The organism is Halobellus ruber (assembly GCF_014212355.1).
In the GTDB taxonomy this organism is placed as follows: Archaea; Halobacteriota; Halobacteria; order Halobacteriales; family Haloferacaceae; genus Haloquadratum; species Haloquadratum rubrum.
Genome location: NZ_JACKXD010000001.1, coordinates 687,084 through 706,049, shown reverse-complemented (window position 1 = coordinate 706,049; position 18,966 = coordinate 687,084). Strand labels below are relative to the sequence as shown.

13 protein-coding genes and 1 pseudogene are annotated in these 18,966 nt (G+C 67.0%); 10 read left to right on the top strand and 4 right to left on the bottom strand.

Going from position 1 to position 18,966, the window contains the following annotated elements; translation table 11 throughout:
- Positions 1–8: 8 nt before the first annotated feature.
- The 7 genes from H5V44_RS03645 to H5V44_RS03615 all read left to right on the top strand — a co-directional run bounded on the left by H5V44_RS03645 (position 9) and on the right by H5V44_RS03615 (position 8,265).
- On the top strand, positions 9–758 hold the full coding sequence (locus tag H5V44_RS03645) for an N-acyl homoserine lactonase family protein (protein ID WP_185191753.1): 750 nt from the start codon (positions 9–11) through the stop codon (positions 756–758).
- Positions 759–866: 108 nt separating this feature from the next.
- The gene (glnA2, locus tag H5V44_RS03640) at positions 867–2,219 is read left to right on the top strand and encodes a gamma-glutamylputrescine synthetase (protein WP_185191752.1); all 1,353 of its coding nucleotides are present in this window, start codon (positions 867–869) and stop codon (positions 2,217–2,219) included.
- Positions 2,220–2,440: 221 nt separating this feature from the next.
- On the top strand, positions 2,441–4,201 hold the full coding sequence (locus H5V44_RS03635; protein WP_185191751.1) for a 2-oxoacid:acceptor oxidoreductase subunit alpha: 1,761 nt from the start codon (positions 2,441–2,443) through the stop codon (positions 4,199–4,201).
- Positions 4,198–5,061, top strand: a complete 864-nt coding sequence (locus tag H5V44_RS03630) for a 2-oxoacid:ferredoxin oxidoreductase subunit beta (RefSeq protein ID WP_185191750.1) — start codon at positions 4,198–4,200, stop codon at positions 5,059–5,061. The genes H5V44_RS03635 and H5V44_RS03630 overlap by 4 nt, the downstream gene beginning before the upstream one ends.
- Before the next feature lie 374 nt (positions 5,062–5,435).
- Positions 5,436–6,671, top strand: a complete 1,236-nt coding sequence (locus H5V44_RS03625; RefSeq protein WP_185191749.1) for a digeranylgeranylglycerophospholipid reductase — start codon at positions 5,436–5,438, stop codon at positions 6,669–6,671.
- Positions 6,672–6,775: 104 nt separating this feature from the next.
- Positions 6,776–7,558, top strand: a complete 783-nt coding sequence (locus H5V44_RS03620; RefSeq protein ID WP_185192022.1) for an aldo/keto reductase — start codon at positions 6,776–6,778, stop codon at positions 7,556–7,558.
- 278 nt (positions 7,559–7,836) lie between these two features.
- Entirely contained in the window at positions 7,837–8,265 is a 429-nt protein-coding gene (locus tag H5V44_RS03615; protein WP_185191748.1) for a DUF5820 family protein, read from the top strand.
- 100 nt (positions 8,266–8,365) lie between these two features.
- Here H5V44_RS03615 and H5V44_RS03610 read toward each other — a convergent pair whose 3' ends face one another.
- The 3 genes from H5V44_RS03610 to H5V44_RS03600 form a co-directional block, all read right to left on the bottom strand.
- Positions 8,366–10,153: a vanadium-dependent haloperoxidase gene (locus H5V44_RS03610; RefSeq protein WP_185191747.1), complete on the bottom strand. Its 1,788-nt coding sequence runs from the start codon at positions 10,151–10,153 to the stop codon at positions 8,366–8,368.
- A gap of 415 nt (positions 10,154–10,568) precedes the next feature.
- Complete coding sequence (locus tag H5V44_RS03605) at positions 10,569–12,224, bottom strand: hydantoinase B/oxoprolinase family protein (RefSeq protein ID WP_185191746.1); 1,656 nt, start codon at positions 12,222–12,224, stop codon at positions 10,569–10,571.
- Entirely contained in the window at positions 12,221–14,263 is a 2,043-nt protein-coding gene (locus H5V44_RS03600) for a hydantoinase/oxoprolinase family protein (protein ID WP_185191745.1), read from the bottom strand. The genes H5V44_RS03605 and H5V44_RS03600 overlap by 4 nt, the downstream gene beginning before the upstream one ends.
- Positions 14,264–14,457: 194 nt before the next feature.
- Between H5V44_RS03600 and H5V44_RS03595 the strand changes: the two are divergent.
- From H5V44_RS03595 to H5V44_RS03590, 3 genes and pseudogenes are all read left to right on the top strand, one after another.
- Positions 14,458–14,993: pseudogene (locus H5V44_RS03595) on the top strand (ribbon-helix-helix protein, CopG family); the annotation flags it as partial.
- 103 nt (positions 14,994–15,096) lie between these two features.
- Positions 15,097–15,231: a hypothetical protein gene (locus tag H5V44_RS17760; protein ID WP_281381231.1), complete on the top strand. Its 135-nt coding sequence runs from the start codon at positions 15,097–15,099 to the stop codon at positions 15,229–15,231.
- 327 nt (positions 15,232–15,558) lie between these two features.
- Entirely contained in the window at positions 15,559–16,242 is a 684-nt protein-coding gene (locus H5V44_RS03590) for a haloacid dehalogenase type II (protein ID WP_185192021.1), read from the top strand.
- Positions 16,243–17,472: 1,230 nt separating this feature from the next.
- Here H5V44_RS03590 and H5V44_RS03585 read toward each other — a convergent pair.
- Positions 17,473–18,948 carry an ATPase domain-containing protein gene (locus H5V44_RS03585; protein WP_185191744.1) on the bottom strand — a complete coding sequence of 492 codons (1,476 nt, stop codon included), beginning with the start codon at positions 18,946–18,948 and terminating at the stop codon, positions 17,473–17,475.
- Positions 18,949–18,966: the final 18 nt, after the last annotated feature.

Sequence of the window (18,966 nt, the reverse complement as noted above, 5' to 3'; positions counted from 1 at the left end):
CACAGCCGATGTCGCCACGCGTCACGCCGCTGTGCTGTGGGTCGATCGCGATGGACGCCGCGGTGGATCTGGTCGGGGAGTCCGGGCGGATCGAGGCCCCGTCGACGGTGTACCTGATCGAGGCCACGGAGACCATCCTCGTGGATACGAGTTTCGGCGATCCCGACCGAGTGACCGGCCGCCACCCCGGCTTCGAGTGTCACCGGAGCGACGACCGACGGCTCCGACGGGTGCTCGACGCCGAGGGGTACGCGCCCGCCGACGTCGACACGGTCGTCTTCTCACACCTCGATTGGGACCACTGCCACAACCTCGATCCCTTCGGGGAGTCGACGGAGTTCGTCGTCCAGCGGGAGGAACTGTCGTACGCGACCGACCCGTATCCCCCGCACGCGGTCCGGTATGAGGCGTCCTCGACGGGGCCGACGCGACCGTGGACCACGCGCGATCTCACGGCGATCGACGGCGAGGTCGAACTCTGTCCGGGCGTCGTGGCCTTCCCGACGCCGGGACACACCGTCGGCCACCAGTCGATCGCCGTCGAGACCGACGCCGGGACGACGGTGGTCGCCGCCGACGCGGTGCCGACCTTCGGGAACGTCGACCGCGAGGCGGGGGTGCCACAGCACTTGGGCGGGGCGGTGGACCAGGTCGCGTGGTGGGAGAGCGCGACGGCGGTGCTCGACCGCGGCGACGAGATCCTGCCGGGCCACGACTGGGCGATCCTCGATGCGGAGCCGGTCGGGTTAGTGGAGTGAGTCCGGCATCGCGGCCCCTCAAAACGACCGCTCCGTGAGACGTCACCGACACCGACCGAATTTGCCGGTATACCCCCGTTGATGTCGTTGACACGACAGCACCGGCCTATGACGGACGCCGACGACGTGCTTCACCGCGTCGACGCCGACGACGTCGAACTGGTCAGGATCGTCTTCGTGAACAACAGCGGGGTTCCCCGCGGCCGCGTGGTCGACGCCGAGTCGCTGCCGGGCGTGCTCGAGGAGGGGACGAACGTGACGCAGGCGATGCAGTCGTTCAACGCTTTGGACGCCCTCGCCCCGGAGGGGCGGTACGGGCCCGCCGGCGAGGTGCGGGTCGTCCCCGACCCGGAGACGTACACCGACCTCCCCTACGCGGAGCGGGCGGCGCTGCTGCTCGCGGACCTCCGGGACCTCGACGGCGAGCCGTGGGCGGCCGGGCCGCGCGCCCAACTCCGGGAGTACCTCGACGACATCGGCGCTGAGGGGTACGTCCCGCGGCTCTCCTTCGAGAGCGAGTTCTACTACACAACGGAGACCGACGATGGCGAGACGGTGCCGTTCGACGACTCGACGTGCTTCGCCAGCGAGGGGATGCAGAGCGCCCACGACCCGATCCTCGACACCGTCGACGCCTTGAAGTCACAGGGGATGGGGCTGTCGGCGTACTACCCCGAGTACGGGCCGGGCCAGCAGGAACTCGTCGTCGACCACGACGACGGCGTCGCGGCCTCGGACAGCCAGATCCTGTTCACGGAGACCGTCAAGGCGGTCGCCGACGCCCACGGGCTCGGCGCCTCGTTCCGGCCGACGCCGTTCGACGGGCTGCCGGGCAACGGCTGCCACATCCACCTGTCGGTGTGGCGCGAGGGCGAGAACGTGCTGTACGATCCCGACGCCGAGGGGCGGTACCCGCTAAGCGACGCCGGCCGCTTCTTCGTCGGCGGACTCCTGGAGCACGCGCCGGCGCTGGTGGCGGTGACGGCCCCGACCGTCGAGTCCTACGACCGGTTGGCGCCGGGGATGTGGGCGTCGGCGTACACCTGCTGGGGCCACGACAACCGCGAAGCGATGGTCCGGATTCCCTCGGTCGACGCCGACAACCCCGAGGCCACGACCCGTGTGGAGTTCAAGCCCGCTGACAACACCACGAACCCGTATCTCGCCCAGCTCGGGCTGCTCGCCGCCGGGTTCGACGGGATCGAGCGGGAACTCGACCCCGGCGAGCCGCTGAACCGGGATCCGGGCGGCGTCGACGACGCGGAGCTCCGGGAGCGCGGAATCGAGCGGCTGCCGGAGTCGCTGGCGGCGGCGCTCGACGCCTTCGAGGCCGACGACGTGCTCGCCGAGGCGCTGGGCGAGCCACTCCACGGGTCGTTCCTCGAAGTCAAGCGCAGCGAGTGGGCGCAATCGACCGAGGACGGCGAGGTCGACACCGACTACCTCGACCGGGGGTTCTAACCCGACCTCGCGCTTCGGGTGGGGGCGCCGGGTCGGGCTCGGCCGTTGGGCACAGTGTTAAGATCAGAAATAATATCTCGCATAATTTCAATTCGTTTCCTTTCTCGCCCGGAGATGCGGTTTTGTCGTTCACGTTTGTAAGTTACTGACCGACCTCCGTGGCAGTTTTTTCCGCCTCGTTCCGAAGGCTTTTCTTCCGTCCACGGGAACGTGTACGCCATATGCCCGCGGACTTCAATTGGGCCATCGGTGGAGAGGCCGGCGATGGCATCGACTCGACGGGGAAGATCTTCGCCCAGGCCCTGTCCCGGGCGGGGCGGCACGTGTTCACGTCGAAGGACTTCGCGTCCCGGATCCGCGGCGGCTATACGGCGTACAAGATCCGGACCTCCGTCGACCCCGTCCAGAGCGTCGTGGACCGACTCGACGTGCTCATCGCCTTGACCCCGCGGACGATCGAGGAGAACCTCGAGGAACTCCACGAGGGCTCGGTGATCGTCTACGACGGCGAACGAACCACGATGGCCAACGTCGAGATCCCCGACGGGATGGTCGGGCTCGACGTTCCCCTCAAACGGCTCGCCGAGGAGGCCGGCGGGGCGATCATGCGCAACGTCGTCGCGCTCGGCGCGGCGTGTGAGGTCACGGGCTTTCCGATCGAGAACCTCGACAGCGCCTTAGAGAAGCGGTTCGCCTCCAAGGGCCAGGCGCTCGTCGACAACAACAAGGAGGCGGCCCGGAGCGGCCAGGACTACGTGGCCGAGGAGTGCGACGTCGACCTCGGCTACGAACTGGAGACCACCGATTCCGATTACGTCCTGCTCAACGGCGACGAGGCGATCGGGATGGGCGCCATCGCCGCGGGGTGTAAGTTCTACGCGGGCTACCCGATCACGCCCGCGACCGACGTGATGGAGTATCTGGTCGGCCGGATCGAGCGGTTCGGCGGCCACGTCGTCCAGGCGGAGGACGAACTCTCGGCGATCAATATGGCGCTCGGCGCGGCGCGGGCCGGCGCGCGGTCGATGACTGCCACCTCCGGCCCCGGGATCGACCTGATGACGGAGACCTTCGGGCTGGTGGCCACGAGCGAGACGCCGCTGGTGATCGTCGACGTGATGCGGTCGGGCCCTTCGACGGGGATGCCGACCAAACAGGAGCAGGGCGACTTGAACGGGCTGCTGTACGGCGGCCACGGCGAGATCCCACGGTTCGTGCTCGCCCCGACCACGATCTCGGAGTGTTTCTGGAAGACCGTCGAGGCGTTCAACCTCGCCGAGAAGTACCAGACGCCGGTGTACCTCGTCGCCGACCTCTCGATGGCGGTGACCGAGCAGACGTTCACCCCCGAGACGTTCGACATGGACGACGTGGAGGTGGACCGCGGGAAAGTCGTCGACGAGGAGACGCTCGACGAGTGGCAAAACGAGAAGGGCCAGTTCAAGCCCCACGCGATCACCGACGACGGCGTGTCGCCGCGGGCGTTCCCCGGGACCGTCGACGGCGCACACATGTCGACAGGGCTGGAACACGACGAACTCGGCCGACGGACCGAGGACACCGGAATGCGCGTCGAGCAGGTCGACAAGCGCAACCGAAAGGTCGGGACCGCCCGCGAGGAGGAGACGTGGGACCCCCGGGAGTTCGGCGACCCCGACTCCGAGACGCTCGTGATCTCGTGGGGGTCAAACGAGGGGCCGATGACCGAGGCGATCGAGATGCTCGCCGGGGAGGGGATCGATCTCCACTTCCTTTCGGTGCCGTACATCTTCCCGCGGCCGGACCTCACCGACGCCGTCGAGGCCGCCGAGCGGGTCGTCGTCGTGGAGTGTAACGCCACCGGCCAGTTCGCCGACATCGTGGAGCACGACACCCTCACGCGGGTGGATCGGATCAACAAGTACGACGGCGTGCGGTTCAACGCGGACGAACTCGCCGCGGAGATCAAAGCGACCGTCGCGGAAACGGAGGTTACCCAATGAGCTCAGACGTACGTTTCACCGACTTCAAATCGGACAAGCAGCCGACGTGGTGTCCCGGATGCGGCGACTTCGGGACGATGAACGGGATGATGAAGGCGCTCGCGAACACCGGCAACGACCCGGACAACACGTTCATCGTCGCCGGCATCGGGTGTTCCGGCAAGATCGGGACGTATATGCACTCCTACGCCCTCCACGGCGTCCACGGCCGGGCGCTTCCCGTGGGCACGGGCGTGAAGCTCGCAAACCCCGACCTCGAAGTGATGGTCGCCGGCGGCGACGGCGACGGCTACTCCATCGGCGCCGGCCATTTCGTCCACGCCGTCCGCCGGAACGTGGATATGAGCTACATCGTGATGGACAACCGCATCTACGGCCTCACCAAGGGCCAGGCCTCGCCGACATCGCGGGACGACTTCGAGACGGCGACGACGCCCGAGGGGCCCCAACAGCCCCCGGTGAACCCGCTGGCGCTGGCGCTGGCGTCGGGAGCGACGTTCATCGCCCAGTCCTTCTCAACCGACGCCCAGCGCCACGCCGAGATCGTCCAGGAGGCGATCGAACACGACGGGTTCGGGTTCGTGAACGTCTTCAGCCCGTGTGTCACGTTCAACGACGTCGACACCTACGATTACTTCCGGGACAGCCTCGTCGACCTCGCGGAGGAGGGCCACGACCCCACGGACTACGACGCCGCGAAGAACAAGATTCTGGACGCTAGCAAGGAGTACCAAGGCGTCGTCTGGCAGAGCGAGAAGTCGATCCCCTACGGCGAGAAACGAGGTCTCGACACGGACATGTCCCGGGTCGACGAGGGTGCCCCCGAGGGCGCGATGGATCTGGTCCGCGAGTTCTACTAGGACCTTTTTACGTCGGTGGGGTCCCAAACCGCGGGACCCCACCTCGCAAAAAGCTCCGCCAAAAACACCCGTTCGCTCGTTACGCTCGCTCACGGTGAACGGCGCGCACGGCGCGCCGATGCCCGGGGTGCGGCTGGATGGCTTGCCTCCCGCTTCGGCCGATAGTTTTACCACAGCTAATTCCGCCCTTTCGCGGGCGTCAGGAACGTTTCCGCGTGTTTTTTACCCGCGTCGCAATTTATACTGAGTAACGATGACCGCCGACGCCGCGACGGCCGGCCGACGAACCCGGCCGGGTGCGACGCGCCCGCGATGCGGTGTTCACGCGACCACCGTCCCGGATCACCGGGAACCACAGTCCACGAACCCACGCTATGTCTGAGACCTACGACGTCGTCGTCGCCGGCGCAGGGCCGGCCGGAGCACAGTGCGCACGGGACCTCGCACAGCGCGAGTACGACGTGCTCGTGTTGGAGGCCGAACCCGAGGAGGGGTTCCCGCGGCAGTCGAACAAGTCCACGGCGGGGACGTTCGCGTCGATGACGGGCGCGTTCGGGATTCCCGACGACGTCGTGATGAACTACACCGACGAGGTCGTCCTCGAATCCCCCAACGAACAGTTCGTCCAGCGCCAGCCCGGTGCCGTCCTCGAGTTCGCGGAGTTCAAGCGATGGCTGGTCGCGGAGGGTCGCGACCACGGCGCGGCGTACCGCTTCGGGGCGCGCGTGAACAACCCCATCACGGAGGACGGCGAAGTCGTCGGCGTCCAGTACGCCGGCGACGAGGAGGTGTACGCCGACATCGTCGTCGACGCCACCGGCCCGGCGGCACCGCTCGCGAAGAAACTCGACGTCTGTGACCTCGAACGCAAGAACCAGGCCGTCGGCATCGAGTGGGAGATGGAAGGCATCGACGTCGATCACCCCGAGTTCGCGGACCTCACCGACGCGATGATGCTGCGTCTCGACCACGACTACGCTCCGGGGGGCTACTCGTGGGTCTTCCACACCGGCGGCGACACCGCGAAGGTCGGCCTCTGTTACATCCAAAACGAGAGCTACCAGGAGTACGGCGATTCCTCGAGGAGCATCGACGACCATCTGAACCACTGGCTCGAAACGGATCCCCGCTTTTCGGACGCCGAGCGGATCGCGGACAAACAGCAGCACCGCGGCAGCGCGCACATCCAGATGCCGGACGACCTCAGCACGGATAGCTTCATGGCCATCGGCGACACCGTGCCAACGATCGATCCGCTGTGGGGCGAGGGGATCCACAAGTGTATGGAGTCCGCTCGTGCCGCCGCCATCACCGCGGACCGGTGTCTGATGGGGTCGGAGACGGACACGTCGGCGGCGGCGATGTCCGTCTACGACGACCTCTGGCACAGCCGTGTCGCCCCGGATATGCGAACCCGGCTGACGATGACACAGTTGCTGTACCTCGCGCCGAACGACCGCTACGATCGCCTGATGGACGACCTGAACGCGATGGACGCCGACACGCTCGCCGACGCCAACGCCGGCAGCGTCCGCGGCCTCGCGAAGCTCGCGCACCTCGACGACCTCCCGCTGCTCGCGCGGTTCGCGAAACAGCGGCTCGCCGAGTGACGCGGGGGCCGTCGCCCGCAACGACTTTCGGCGCGAGCGGAGTAGCCCGAAGTGAGATGCCACAGCGATCGACAGGCGACGAAGGCGGCCCCCACGCACGGGGGATGCCGGTGCTCGGACTCGGAACGTGGGAGAACACGGATCCCGAGGCGTGTGTGAACGCGGTCGCCACGGCGCTTGAGGCCGGGTACCGCCACATCGACACGGCGCAGGCGTACGGCAACGAGGAGCACGTCGGCCGCGGGATCGAACGCGCGGATGTACCCCGTGAGGACATTTTCCTCGCCACGAAAGTCTGGATCGACCACCTCTCCTACGACGACGTGCTCGCCTCGACCGAGGAGAGCCTCCGGAAGCTCGGCGTCGACGGCGTCGACCTCCTGTACGTCCACTGGCCGGCCCGCGAGTACGACCCCGAGAACACGTTCCGGGCGTTCGACGAACTCGTCGACGACGGGAAAACAGACCGGATCGGGATCAGCAACTTCGAGCCCGAGCAGGTCAACGACGCGATCGATCACACCGAAAACCCGATCTTCGCGAATCAGGTGGAGGTCCACCCGCTGTTGCGGCAGCCCGACCTCCGCGAGCACTGCGCCGACCACGGGATCGAGGTCGTCGCGTACTCGCCGCTGGCCCGCGGGGCGGTGTTCGACGTGCCGGAACTGACCGAGATCGCCGGGAAACACGGCGTGAGCGAGGCGCAGGTCTCCCTGGCGTGGCTCCGGGAGAAGGGCGTCACCGCGATCCCGAAGGCCACGAGTGAGCCCCACATCCGCGACAACCTGGCGTCGCTGGACCTCGATCTCGACAGCGAGGACGTGGCGACCATCGACGCAATCGACCGGACCGATCGGCGTGTCGATCCCGGGTGGGCACCCTGGTAGTCGTGGCGTAGGTTTATCAGCGACCGGGCGGCCACGCGGCGTATGTCGTAGGAAGTCGTCCGCGTCGGGTAGCGGTATCGTCTCGTTCGTAAGTCCAGTCTCGACCGATCGCACGAGTACGTGCGATCTGACGAGAACCCAGTTACAAGCGAGACGAGAGCTCGGCACGTCGACGCGGGAACGGGACGTGCCGACTGGTCGCCATACCGACGTCCGAACCCCAAGCGGCCCCGTCCGCCGACCGGGACTATTTGTACGCCGGCGCCGGAACGTAGCGTATGAGCGGCGACGGGCCCCACGCTGACGGACCCGACGACGATGGGGACACCTCGGACCCTCCGGCGGGGTGGACGGTCTGGAACGACGAGCCCCGCGGCCGTCGGATCCTCGTGTTCCGCCCGGACGTGTTCAACGAGAGCAACGACTTTCCGGCGCCGTGTCTGCCGACGATCCTGGTCTCGAACCGCTCGCGGGCGGCCCGTCCGGGAGCCTCGCGGGTGCGGACTGGAACCTGGCACGCCGTGCTCACGCTGGAGCCCGAGGTCGAGGCCGTCGCCGAGGAGTACGGCAGCCGGGAGGCCGCCGTCGCCGGGGCGAACGACCTCGCTCGTCGGTTTGCCGAGGGCGCGGTCGACTACAGAGCGGCCTACCAGGTACCGCGGGAGGCGTACCTCGATCGGCTGGACGAGGTAGTGGGACGGGCGTGAGCGCGCCGTCGGAGGTCACGCCGACTGCGACCGGCTCCGCGATCCGTAGCGACCGGACGGCGCGGCCCCAAACCTCAGGCGAACCCCCGGCGGCGACAGCCTACGCCGACGGGCGGATGGTGACGGACTCGCCGTCGAACGTCGTCAGACTCAGGCTGAGGTCCCCGTACTCCCTGGTCCGGACGGGGAGGGAAAGCTGGTCTTCCAGGTACCGGATCGCGGCCGCCTCGCCCAGCCGGAGCCCCTCGATCCCGTCGGTCCGGTAGTGGATGCCCGCACGGTTCCGGCCAAGCGCCATGTTCGACGCGAGCTTGTTGAGTTCGCCGCGGACTGTGAGAGTCTCGTCCACACCCAGGTCTGACGTCTCCTCGGCAGTCAGGAGCTCCTGCCCGTCGCGCGTCGGCACGACCTTCTCGCCCGCCGGGAACTCGTAGTCGCCGTCGAACAGCGCCTTCAGAACGGTTACGCCCGCCCCCGCGACGACCGAGTGGCCGGCCGGGTAGGAGGGGTGGGTCGGCGACCCTTCGGCGTACGCCTGGGGAAGCAGGTAGGAGCCGAACGTCTCCTTCGTTCTGGACAGCGCGTCGGAGTCGAGGAGGTTCGTCGGGATGGGGTAACTCACCCCGTCGGGTTCCGAGATCTCACCTTCTTCGCCTTTCACCGCCTGGACGCGGCCGCCGTACTCCTCGGGGCGGAGCCGCCGGTGGACGTTCCACTTCTTGTGCCACGCCGCCAATTGGCCCTGCTCGGAGGCCCCCAGCACCTTCTTTTCGACGTAGAGCGGCCCGAAGTCGTTGAACGGGAGCGTGGTCTGGCCAAGGAACGTCTCCTTGTTGCGCTGGTCGTTTTGGCCATCGCTGAACGGCTTCAGTGTGTACGGGAGGTTGTCGTCCAGCGGCGCGTTCATCGTGAAGATCAGGACCTGTGCGGCCTTCTGGAGCTGTCGAAACGGCGGATCGTCGTGGACTCGCTCGCACATATCCCGGCCGGTGAGTATGTACCGCGTTTCGCCGAACTCGTTCGGCGGGAGGTTCCGCTTGCCCGGTGGGACGCCCCGCTGGATGGCGAGCCACTCGTCGACAGTGGTCGCGTAGTCGCTGCCCGTCGCTTGGACCTCGATCTTCTGGTCCTCGACGCCACCGCCGAGCGCCCGGTCCTTCCAGAGGAACTGTGAGACGTACGGCCCCGTTTCCGCGCCGGGGACGACCCCGCGGAACACGTTACCCGGGGTGACGGTGCCGTCCGACCCCGGTCCGTTGTACGCGTCCAGCGAGTCGAGTTCGGCGGCGGCGGCCGCGACGAGGTCGGACGATCCGTAGTCGTAGAAGCCCACGTCGCGGGTCAGCGCCCGCCAGTAGAGTTCGATCATCTCGGCGCCGGTTTCGGGGTCGTCGAACGCCGGCGGGCGGGCGATCCGGAGTTGCGCCGTCGACCCGCCCGAGGTCTGGTAGGTCCACGCACTCTCGGGCTGGACCAGCGGCCGTACCTCGGTGTCGACGTTCTGCGACGCCTGCGGGATCGACTCGTAGCCGGACCCCGACTCGCAGGCGTCGACGAGCGTCCCGTACGCGTCCGTCGTCGGGAGTCCCGTCTCCCCGTCGTGCGGGAGGGACTTCCCGAACTTCGCGACGACGGCCCGCTCCGAGACCCGGTCGTTGGAGGCGTGCGGGGACGCGTCGGCGTCCTTGACCAACTGTGCCCGCGAGTAGTCGCGCCGCGTTTTGCGCTCATCGTTGACCCGCCGCTTGATCGTCGGATCCGTCGACGGACTGCCGGCGCTTTCCGTCCCCTTGCCGGGGTTGCCGTCGCCGTTACCGCGGGCCTGTTTCGCCGCGGCGGGTCCCGACGCGATCAGTCCGAGACCCGTCGCGCCGAGCCCCTGTAGCAACCGTCGCCTGAACAGTCGGATCGGCGTCGATTCGGTGTCGGTACCGCTGTGATCGGATTGCCCCCGCTTGAGTCCTCTCCACCGCTCCCTCGCATATCAGAATCTACCAATGGTTGATATTTAATAAATTTTAGGGCCGTGACACGCGGGATAGTAATTATCGTGTCGTGGATCGACTGTCGGGCGATCCCCGGGTTATGTGGGGAAACCGCTTCGCTTGAGCGACGGTCTCGCGGGGAGGTGGATCAGTCTGTGCCCTTCCTGCCGGCCGGACCTGCGACCGTCGACGGCCACTTCTCCGGACGCGAGCCGCAGGCTGCGGTTTTCACGCGTGAAAACCGGACCGAAGCGGCGGGCGTTATTATCAGAAACTCGATTATATTCGACACCACCACAGCGAGGGATCGCCGTCGGCTCACTCGTCGGCGTCCGTCCGGCGGGTGTCGCTCCCGACTTTCCCGTCGCGGCGGTCCCGGTCCCGCGCCGCCGCCGACCGCTCGTCGGGGTCGCCGTAGCCGCCGCCGCCGGGCGTCCGGACCGTGACCGTCGTCCCCGCGTCAACCTCGACGGTGGTCTTCGCGGGGACGGGGTCGCCGTCGATCAGGTTCTCTCCGGTCGCGCCGGGCTCCCCACCGGCGGCGCCCTGCGGCGCGTGACGGCGGCGCTCGGTCAAAAGCGACACGACGGCGTCGGTCTCGACGGTGACCGACCGCTCGATGCCGAGCCCGCCGCGGTGGCGACCGTCCCCGCCGCTGTCGGGCCGGAGCGCGTACCGTTCGACGGACAGGGGGTACGCCGATTCAAGCGCCTCGATCGGGGTGTTCAGCGTGTTCGTCATCCCGACTTGGACGCCGTCCATCCCGTCGCTTTCCGGAGCGGCGCCGTCGCCGCCGCCGATGGTCTCGTAGTACGTGAAGCCCGAACCTCCGCCGTGCCCGCGCTGGCTCCCGATGATGGTGTTGTTCATCGTGCCCTGGCCCTGGGCGGGCACGGTGCCGGGGAGCGCCTCCGAGAAGGCCGCAAGCACGACGTCGGTCACCCGCTGGCTGGTCTCGACGTTGCCGCCGACGACCGCGGCCGGCGGCGTGGGATTCAGCAGCGACCCTTCGGGGGCCACCACCGAAACCGGGTCGTAACACCCTTGGTTGGGCTGGATCTCGGGGTCGGTCACCGCGCGGACGACGAAGTAGGTCGCGCTCGTCGCGACCGCCAGCGGCGCGTTCATATTCCCCGCGACCTGGTCGGCGGTCCCCGCGAAGTCGACGGTCACCTCGGTGCCGTCGACCGTCACCGTCGCGGCGATCGGGATGTCCTCGTCTGTGACGCCGTCGCCTTCGAGCACGTCTTCGGCTTCGTAGGTCCCGTCGGGGATCTCCGCGATCTCGGCTTCGATCCGCTCTCTGGAGTAGTCGATGACGGCGTCGAAGGCGGTTTCCAGCCGGTCGCGGCCGTGCTCCGCGAGCAGGTCGCCGATCCGATGCCCCCCGCGCTCGTTGGCCGCGAGCTGTGCGCGGAGGTCCGCGCGCCGCTCCTCGGGGTTGCGGACGTTCGCGAGCACGAATTCGAGGAGATCCGTGTCGATCTCGCCGTCATCGACGATCCGGACCCCGGGGATCCGGAGCCCCTCCTGGTGGATCTCCGTTGCCCCCGCGGGCATACTCCCCGGGGTGCCCCCGCCGACGTCGGCGTGGTGGGCGCGCGTGACCGCGTAGCCGATTATCTCGTCGGCCGGCGCGATCGTCGAGACGACGGTGACGTCCGGGAGGTGGGTCCCGCCCGCGAAGGGGTCGTTCAGAACGTAGGCGTCTCCCGGGGCGGGGTCGCGCTCGCGGACGGCGGCGACGGCCTCGGGCATCGCGCCGAGATGCACCGGGATGTGTTCGGCCTGCGCGATCATCCGCCCCGCGGCATCGAACAGCGCGGTCGAGCAGTCCTGTCGTTCCTTGATGTTCGGGGAGTAGGCCCCGCGGATCAGGACCTGTCCCATCTCCTCGGCGATGCCTTCCAGCCGGTTCCGGAGGATCTCGAGCGTCACCGGGTCGAGATCCTCGCTGTGTGTGGGTGTCGTCATAGCGTATCCTCGGATGCGTCGGCCGCTCCCGCGCCGGCGCCGCGAGGCCGGATCACGAGCGCGCCGTTGTGCCACACGGTCGCCGTCCACGCCGGCGGGACGACCGTCGTGCTCTCGGCCTGTTCGAGAACCGCCGGCCCCTCGACGGTCGCCTCCGCCGGGAGCGCCAGCCGGTCGTGTACCGCCGCCTCGTGTGTCTCGCCGTCGAAGTCGACGGTCCGAGTTCCGACGAGACTGTCGCCGTCGGCGTCGTATCGGGTCTCGACGACCGACCGCGACGCGCGGGCGGTCGCCCGGAGGTTCACGAGTTCGACCGTGGCGTCCATCCGGTAGCCGTGGGTCCGTTCGTGTTCGGCGTGGAACCGCGAGCGGGCGGCGTCGGAGTCGAACGGGAGGTCGACCGGGACCGTCAACTCGAAGCTCTGGCCGGCGTACCGGAGGTCGGCCTCGTACTCGACGGTCGGGTCGGCCGCAGTCGACTCCGCGAGCGCGTCGTGGGCCAGATCGGTCACGGTCTCGGCGACGCGGTCGGGGTCGGCGTCGTCCAGTCGGGTCAAATGGGTGCGGACGCGGTCGTACCGCTCGTCGGCGTCCAGCAGGCCGTAGGCGGAGAGCACGCCCGAGGCGACGGGCACGATCACGGCTTCGATGTCGAGGTCGTCGGCGACGCCGGCGGCGTGCATCGGGCCGGCGCCGCCGAACGCGACCAGCCCGAACTCGCGGGGATCGAACCCGCGCTCGACGGTGATCTCCCGGATCGCGCGGGTCATCTTCGCGTTCGCGACCCGGTAGACGCCGCGGGCCGCCGCCGTTGCGCTTTCCAGCCCCGCGTCGTCGGCGAGGTCTTCGAGGACCGCCTCGGCGGCCGCGACGTCGAGGGAGAGTTCCCCGCCGAGCGCCGTGCTCCCGCCGACGTAGCCGAGCACGACGTTGGCGTCGGTGACGGTCGGCTGCGCGCCGCCGTTGCCGTAACACGCCGGGCCGGGGTCGGCGCCGGCCGAGCGGGGGCCCACCCGGAGCGCCCCGCCAGCGTCGACCCACGCGATCGACCCGCCGCCGGAGCCGATGGTGTTGATGTCGACCATCGGCGTCCTGATCGGGATGCCGTCGATGTCGGTGTCGGTGGTCCGTTCGGCGTCACCGTCGCGGACCAGGCTGACGTCGCTCGAAGTCCCGCCCATATCGAACGTGACGACTCCCGGGAGGTCCTCGGCTGCCCCGACCGCCCGCGCGGCCCTGTCGGCGCCGACGACGCCCGCCGCGGGGCCGGACAGCGCGGTCCCGACGGCGTGGTTGCGGACGGTGTCGGCGCTCGCGATCCCGCCGTTGGACTGCATGATCCGCGGTTCGGGGATCCCCTCCGCCGCGGCCCGCTCGCTCAGCCGGCCGACGTACCTGTCGATCGCGGGGGTGACGTACGCGTCGACGACGGTGGTGGAGGTCCGCTCGAACTCCCGGAACTCGGAGAGCACCGCGTGGGAGGCCGACACCGGGACGTCGAGTTCCTCGCGGAGGATCTCCGCGACCGCCCGCTCGTTGTCCGGCGTGACGTACGCGTGCAGCAGCGCGACCGCGACGCTCTCGACGTCGGCCTCCCGAAGCGTCGCCGCGAGCTCTCTGACCGCCGCGGGGTCGACCGGACGCTCGATTCCGTCGGGTGTGGCCCGCTCGGGGAGTTCGTACCGGCGCGAGCGCGGAACCAGCGGTTCGGGCTTCTCGTCGTGGAGATCGTACAGCGCGGGTCGGTTCTGGCGGCCGATCTCCAGGACGTCCCGGAACCCCTCGGTGGTGACGAGGGCGGTCCGCGCGCCGCTCCGTTCGAGCAGGGCGTTGGTGGAGACGGTCATCGCGTGGGAGAACTCCTCGATTGCGGCGGGGTCGATCCCCGCCTCCGCGCAGGCCTTCTCGATCCCCGCGATCACCCCTTCACTTTGATCGGCGGTCGAGGGAACCTTCGCGGTCACGAGGGTCTCCGATCCGGCGACGAGCGTCACGTCGGTGAACGTCCCGCCGACGTCGACGCCGACGCGGGTCGTCATACGGGATACGGGGGGCGGCCGCCGGCGCCCCGCCGTCCGTGTCGGGTGTGCGGTCGTTGCATTCGGTATCGTATGCCACTGGTGGCGAACGCCGCAAAAGGGTTGTTATGATCGTGACATCCGGGACGTGAACTCGTGTGAGCGACGCCGGGTGGGCCACAGCCTGTTCATACACGAACCGCAATCGTACGCGTCTGATCACGGACCGGATCACGGTCTCCCTCGACGAGGACGCGGCGGACGCTATCGAACAACTGGTGAGCCGGACCGGGAAGGGAAACAGCGAGCTCGTCCGGGAGGCGATCGCGTTCTACGCCGCGAACCGGCAGGTCGCCAGCTCCGACGTGAACCTCGACCTGGAGGAGTACCACGGGATGCTCGCCAGCGGCGAACACGCGCTCCTGGACATCGACTTCCTGGATACCCTCCTCAAATACAGCCCCGACGAGGGCGGCCGGGCCGAGGCGTTCACCCGCGACCTCGACCGGGTCGCGGAGTACCACGCCGCCGAGTACGCAGCGCGGTTCGACGACCTGGAGGAGGTCCTCGATCGGTTCTCGGTGTGTGGGTTCCTGACCGTCCGGGAGAGCACCGACAACACATACCCGTCGTGTTCCCGACGGAGGACGTAAAGCGGTTTATGCTCGGGTTCCTCCGGAAGACCACCGCGGAGTTGCCCTTCGAGCTCGAGATCGAGCAGGGCGTCTCGAAGGTGTTGCTCCGGACGGTCCCGGAGCGACCCGCAGCCCCCTGCAGGGGCGGGGTAGTCGTACCGGGCACTGCGAACGGCGTCGCGACAATGTTTTCGAGGACGCCCGGCGTCCGGTGAACTGATGCCACACGGAACGCCGGGGTTGTCACCACGCCAGCGACTGCTCGCCCGGGGGTGGCATTACGCGGCCTACGCGGTCTTCTTCCTGCTCGTGTACGGTGGGGTCGTCGTGGCGACCGGGGGGTTCCCGGCGTGACTGCCGTTCGCGATACTGGTCGGCTCGGTGCTCAAGGACGTCTACGACGAGATCCGCCTCCAGCGGGGCGGCCAGCCTCTCGCCTACGCCGGGGTCGAACACGCCCCCTCGAACGTGGTGCTCGCCGGGGTCCTCGTTTCGGGAGTCGTGGCGCCGACCGGCACGATCCTGGGATATCCGGCCGGCGACGTGGCGCTGTGGCTGGCCGTCGTCGATCTGGTCTTCGATCCGTCGCAGGATATGCGGGCCCGAGGGTCCCCCGCCTGTAGGGTGACGTGCGGGCGGACCGCCACACATACGTCGGTCGCCGGCGTCCCTCCGGCGAGGATGACATTCGCTGCCGACCGCGTCCGGACCGTCACCTTCGACTCGTACAGCACCCTCGTCGACGTCGAGGCCGCCGAGCGCGCGCTCGCGGACCGCGTTGCGGACCCCGGGCCCGTGTCGGACCTCTGGCGGGCACGGTCGCTCGAGTACACGTTCGTCGCGAACCACACCGACGCCTACCAGCCGTTCTACGAGATGAACCGGGACGCCCTGCAGTACGCCCTGGACGCCTTCGGCGTCGACGTCTCGACCGAGGAGCGCGACGCGATTCTGGCGGTGTACCACGAACTCGACGTGTTCACGGACGTCCGGGACGGCATCGAACGCCTCCGGGACGCGGGCTACCCGTGTTACGTGGTGTCGAACGGGAACCCCGAGATGTTGGCGTCGATGGTCGAGCACGCCGGGATCGGCGATCTGCTCGCGGACACGATCAGCGCCGACGAGGTGGAGACGTTCAAACCGGACGCCGACCTGTACCGTCACGCGGCGGGCCGGACCGGGACGCCGATCGAGGAGATCGTCCACGTGACCGCCGGGTGGTTCGACGTGATGGGTGCCCGACACGCCGGGATGCAGTCCGTGTGGGTGAACCGGACGGACCAGCCGTGGGAGACGTTCGGCGGGGAACCGGACCTGACCGTCGAGACGTTTCACGAACTGGCCGACGCGCTGGGCGCGTGAAATGCCGGGCGGGCGGTGCGGGCGACGCCCCCGGCCGCGAGACCGCCCACCAGCCCGTTCAGGCTCGGATTCGCTCGCGCGAACGGCCGTGAGCGCGAGGCCGACGAGCGACCTACGGGAGCGGGTCGAAAGCCACGCAGTGCCGTTCGTCATCACGAGAGAGCTTCGCTCTCTCGAACGACGAGGAGTGCTTTTGACCGAGGTTTTACCGGAGTGTAGCGGGCGCTTTAGGAGGTCGATGCGCCCCGGAACACTACCGGACGAGACCCTACCGGTAGGTTCGGTGAAAGCGTATCAGGCGGGCTGAGCCTCCCAAACCCACAAAACCAACGCTTCCGTTCAAACCCACGGGCCCACGTAGTGGGAGCAGTTTCATACGCGGCTGAAACGTGGAACACACGACGAAAGGTCTCACTCCCCTTTCAGCTACAGTCATCTCTTTTCGCTCGGAGCAGGCCGTTCGACGCGGCGGCCTACGCCCCAGTCTACAAAAGTTTCCGGAACAATTCTCCGCAGAGCGACGTATACGACAGCAGCACCTCAACTCGGACTGGTACCACAGACCGGAGTTACAGTAGCGTTTGCAACTGGTTGCACATCCGATCGCACGCCGTCGTGCGATCGAGTGAGCGAAGAGTTATACTGTCGGCTATAGTCGCGTGACGGATTTCGACACCCGGGGGGTGTGGAAGATCTTCACGTAGTTATAGCCGACAGTATTACAAACGCTACTATAGCTTCCGAGGTGTTCTGATGCCGGCGTTCACGGTTCGGCTCTCTGATTGGTAGGAGCGTGCGCTCAGGCATCTCCCACTGGCCGGCGTTCCGGTCCTCTCGGCGTCGTTCAACAGCAACAAACTGTTGGCAGTCATCAGGTTCGACGGTAGCCATATCGGGTTCAAATTCGGACTTCCGGTATCGGTCGTGACTGTCCGGCAGTTCGTGAGGGTCCCGAACTCCGGCGTCGGCGTCAACGCGGGTCTTCCGGCGGAATCGCTCCCGGTCGCTACCGTGAGCGTGCCGGTGCTGCTGGTGGTACAAGCGGTGCCGTCGATAGGCCGGCGTACCCCGGTTGCTCCTTTTGGGGAGTTCGTACTGATTCGTGTCGGGGGTGCGCGCTGGCTTGCGATTCGTGGGTTCAATCACGAGCGAGCAGGAGGGTGAACGGTAGCCCACCCGAGCGGCGGTCAGTGCCGGTACAACTCTCACCGGTGGATGTGAGCGCGTCTATTATCTACGTAGGTCTTCCTGTGGCTCCTCGTCGATCATCTCCGGTGTCCCACTCAGAACGTTTCGCATCTGCGTTAGTGGTTCGCCAACCGAGATGCCGTGTTGCGTGATTTTGAACTCCCGAAGCGTCCGCTCGAAGTCGCTCGTTCGTTTTTTCAGGACGCCGATGGCTTTCCGCAACTCACCGCGTAGTTCGAGGTGCTGAAGGAAGATGATACTGTCAGCGAGGTAGCTGATGTTCTCCTGTGTTGCATTGAAATCGCCAGTAATGTTCCGTGTCTCATCGACAAAGATCGTGGAGACGCCCATATTGTTGAGATACCGACCCAACGCGTGCATTCGTTTGAGCATCGTATCACCTTCGCCACGGAGCGTGAGTCTGTACCCGGAGATACCGTCTACCATCACGATTTGAGCGCCGTGTTGTTCAACTTCCGTCCGAACCATTCTAGCAAACTCCTGCGGTGATCGTTCGAGTGCCTCCACCTCGGTAACCTGCAGTGTGCCCCTGTCGATCATTTGCCTGACGGGAATGTTGACTGCCTTTGACCGCTTCAAGAACGTCCCTTTGCTCTCCTCGAAGAGATAGATCACCGATCGTTCTCCTCTACCCGCTGCTTCTTTGATGAACTGTGTGCCAAGCGTGGTTTTCCCAACACCTGTTGGGCCGCTAATAATACTCACCGTTCCTCGGGTCAGGCCGCCGTTGAGAAGCTCGTCGATTTCGGGGACCCCTGCGGAGATCTGTTCGCCGGAAAAGTCACGTTCGTATTGGCCGGGTTCCAACGCCGGGTAGACGCTGATTCCGTTCTCGGAAATCCGGTAGGAGTGTCGGCCAGGCTGCGTCGCTGAGCCCCGGAACTTCGGGACTCGAATCGTTTTCCCGTGTTCGGTTGCAGTCAGATTTATTGTTCCATCGGTTATAAATTCCAAATCGTCGGTCGGGAGTCGTTCCGTGTCCTGCACGGTGAATAGAACGGTCGCCCCCTGATTTTCGAGGAACCGCATAAACCCGACGACCTGTTTGCGGAACTGGTAGTCGCCGGACGTGAGGTATCGAAGCTGTGTTACTGGGTCAACAACCACCCGGTCAGGGTTGATGTCGGTAACTGACTCCGTAATACTCTCCGTGAGGGGTTCCTGCTCGACCTCGGACTCATCGAAGACGCTGTACGATTGCTCTTCGGTGAAGACATCCGCTGTTGGACTCAGGTCCAGAAACTCGATGCTGTCCGTCTCGAACCCGAGTGCGTCGGCGTTCGCTTGAAGATCACTCAGATCCTCTTCGAGGTTGATGAAAAGCGTGGTTTCACCGGCCTCGATCCCCGCCTGTAGGAAATGAAACCCTACTATTGTCTTACCGCTCCCGGCACGACCTCGGAGCATATACGTACGACCGGGGATCAGTCCACCGCGTAGAATCTCGTCTAATCCCTCGATTCCGGTCGATAGCCGCTCACTCGACGTCTGTGACATAGTGCACGGCTATTCGTC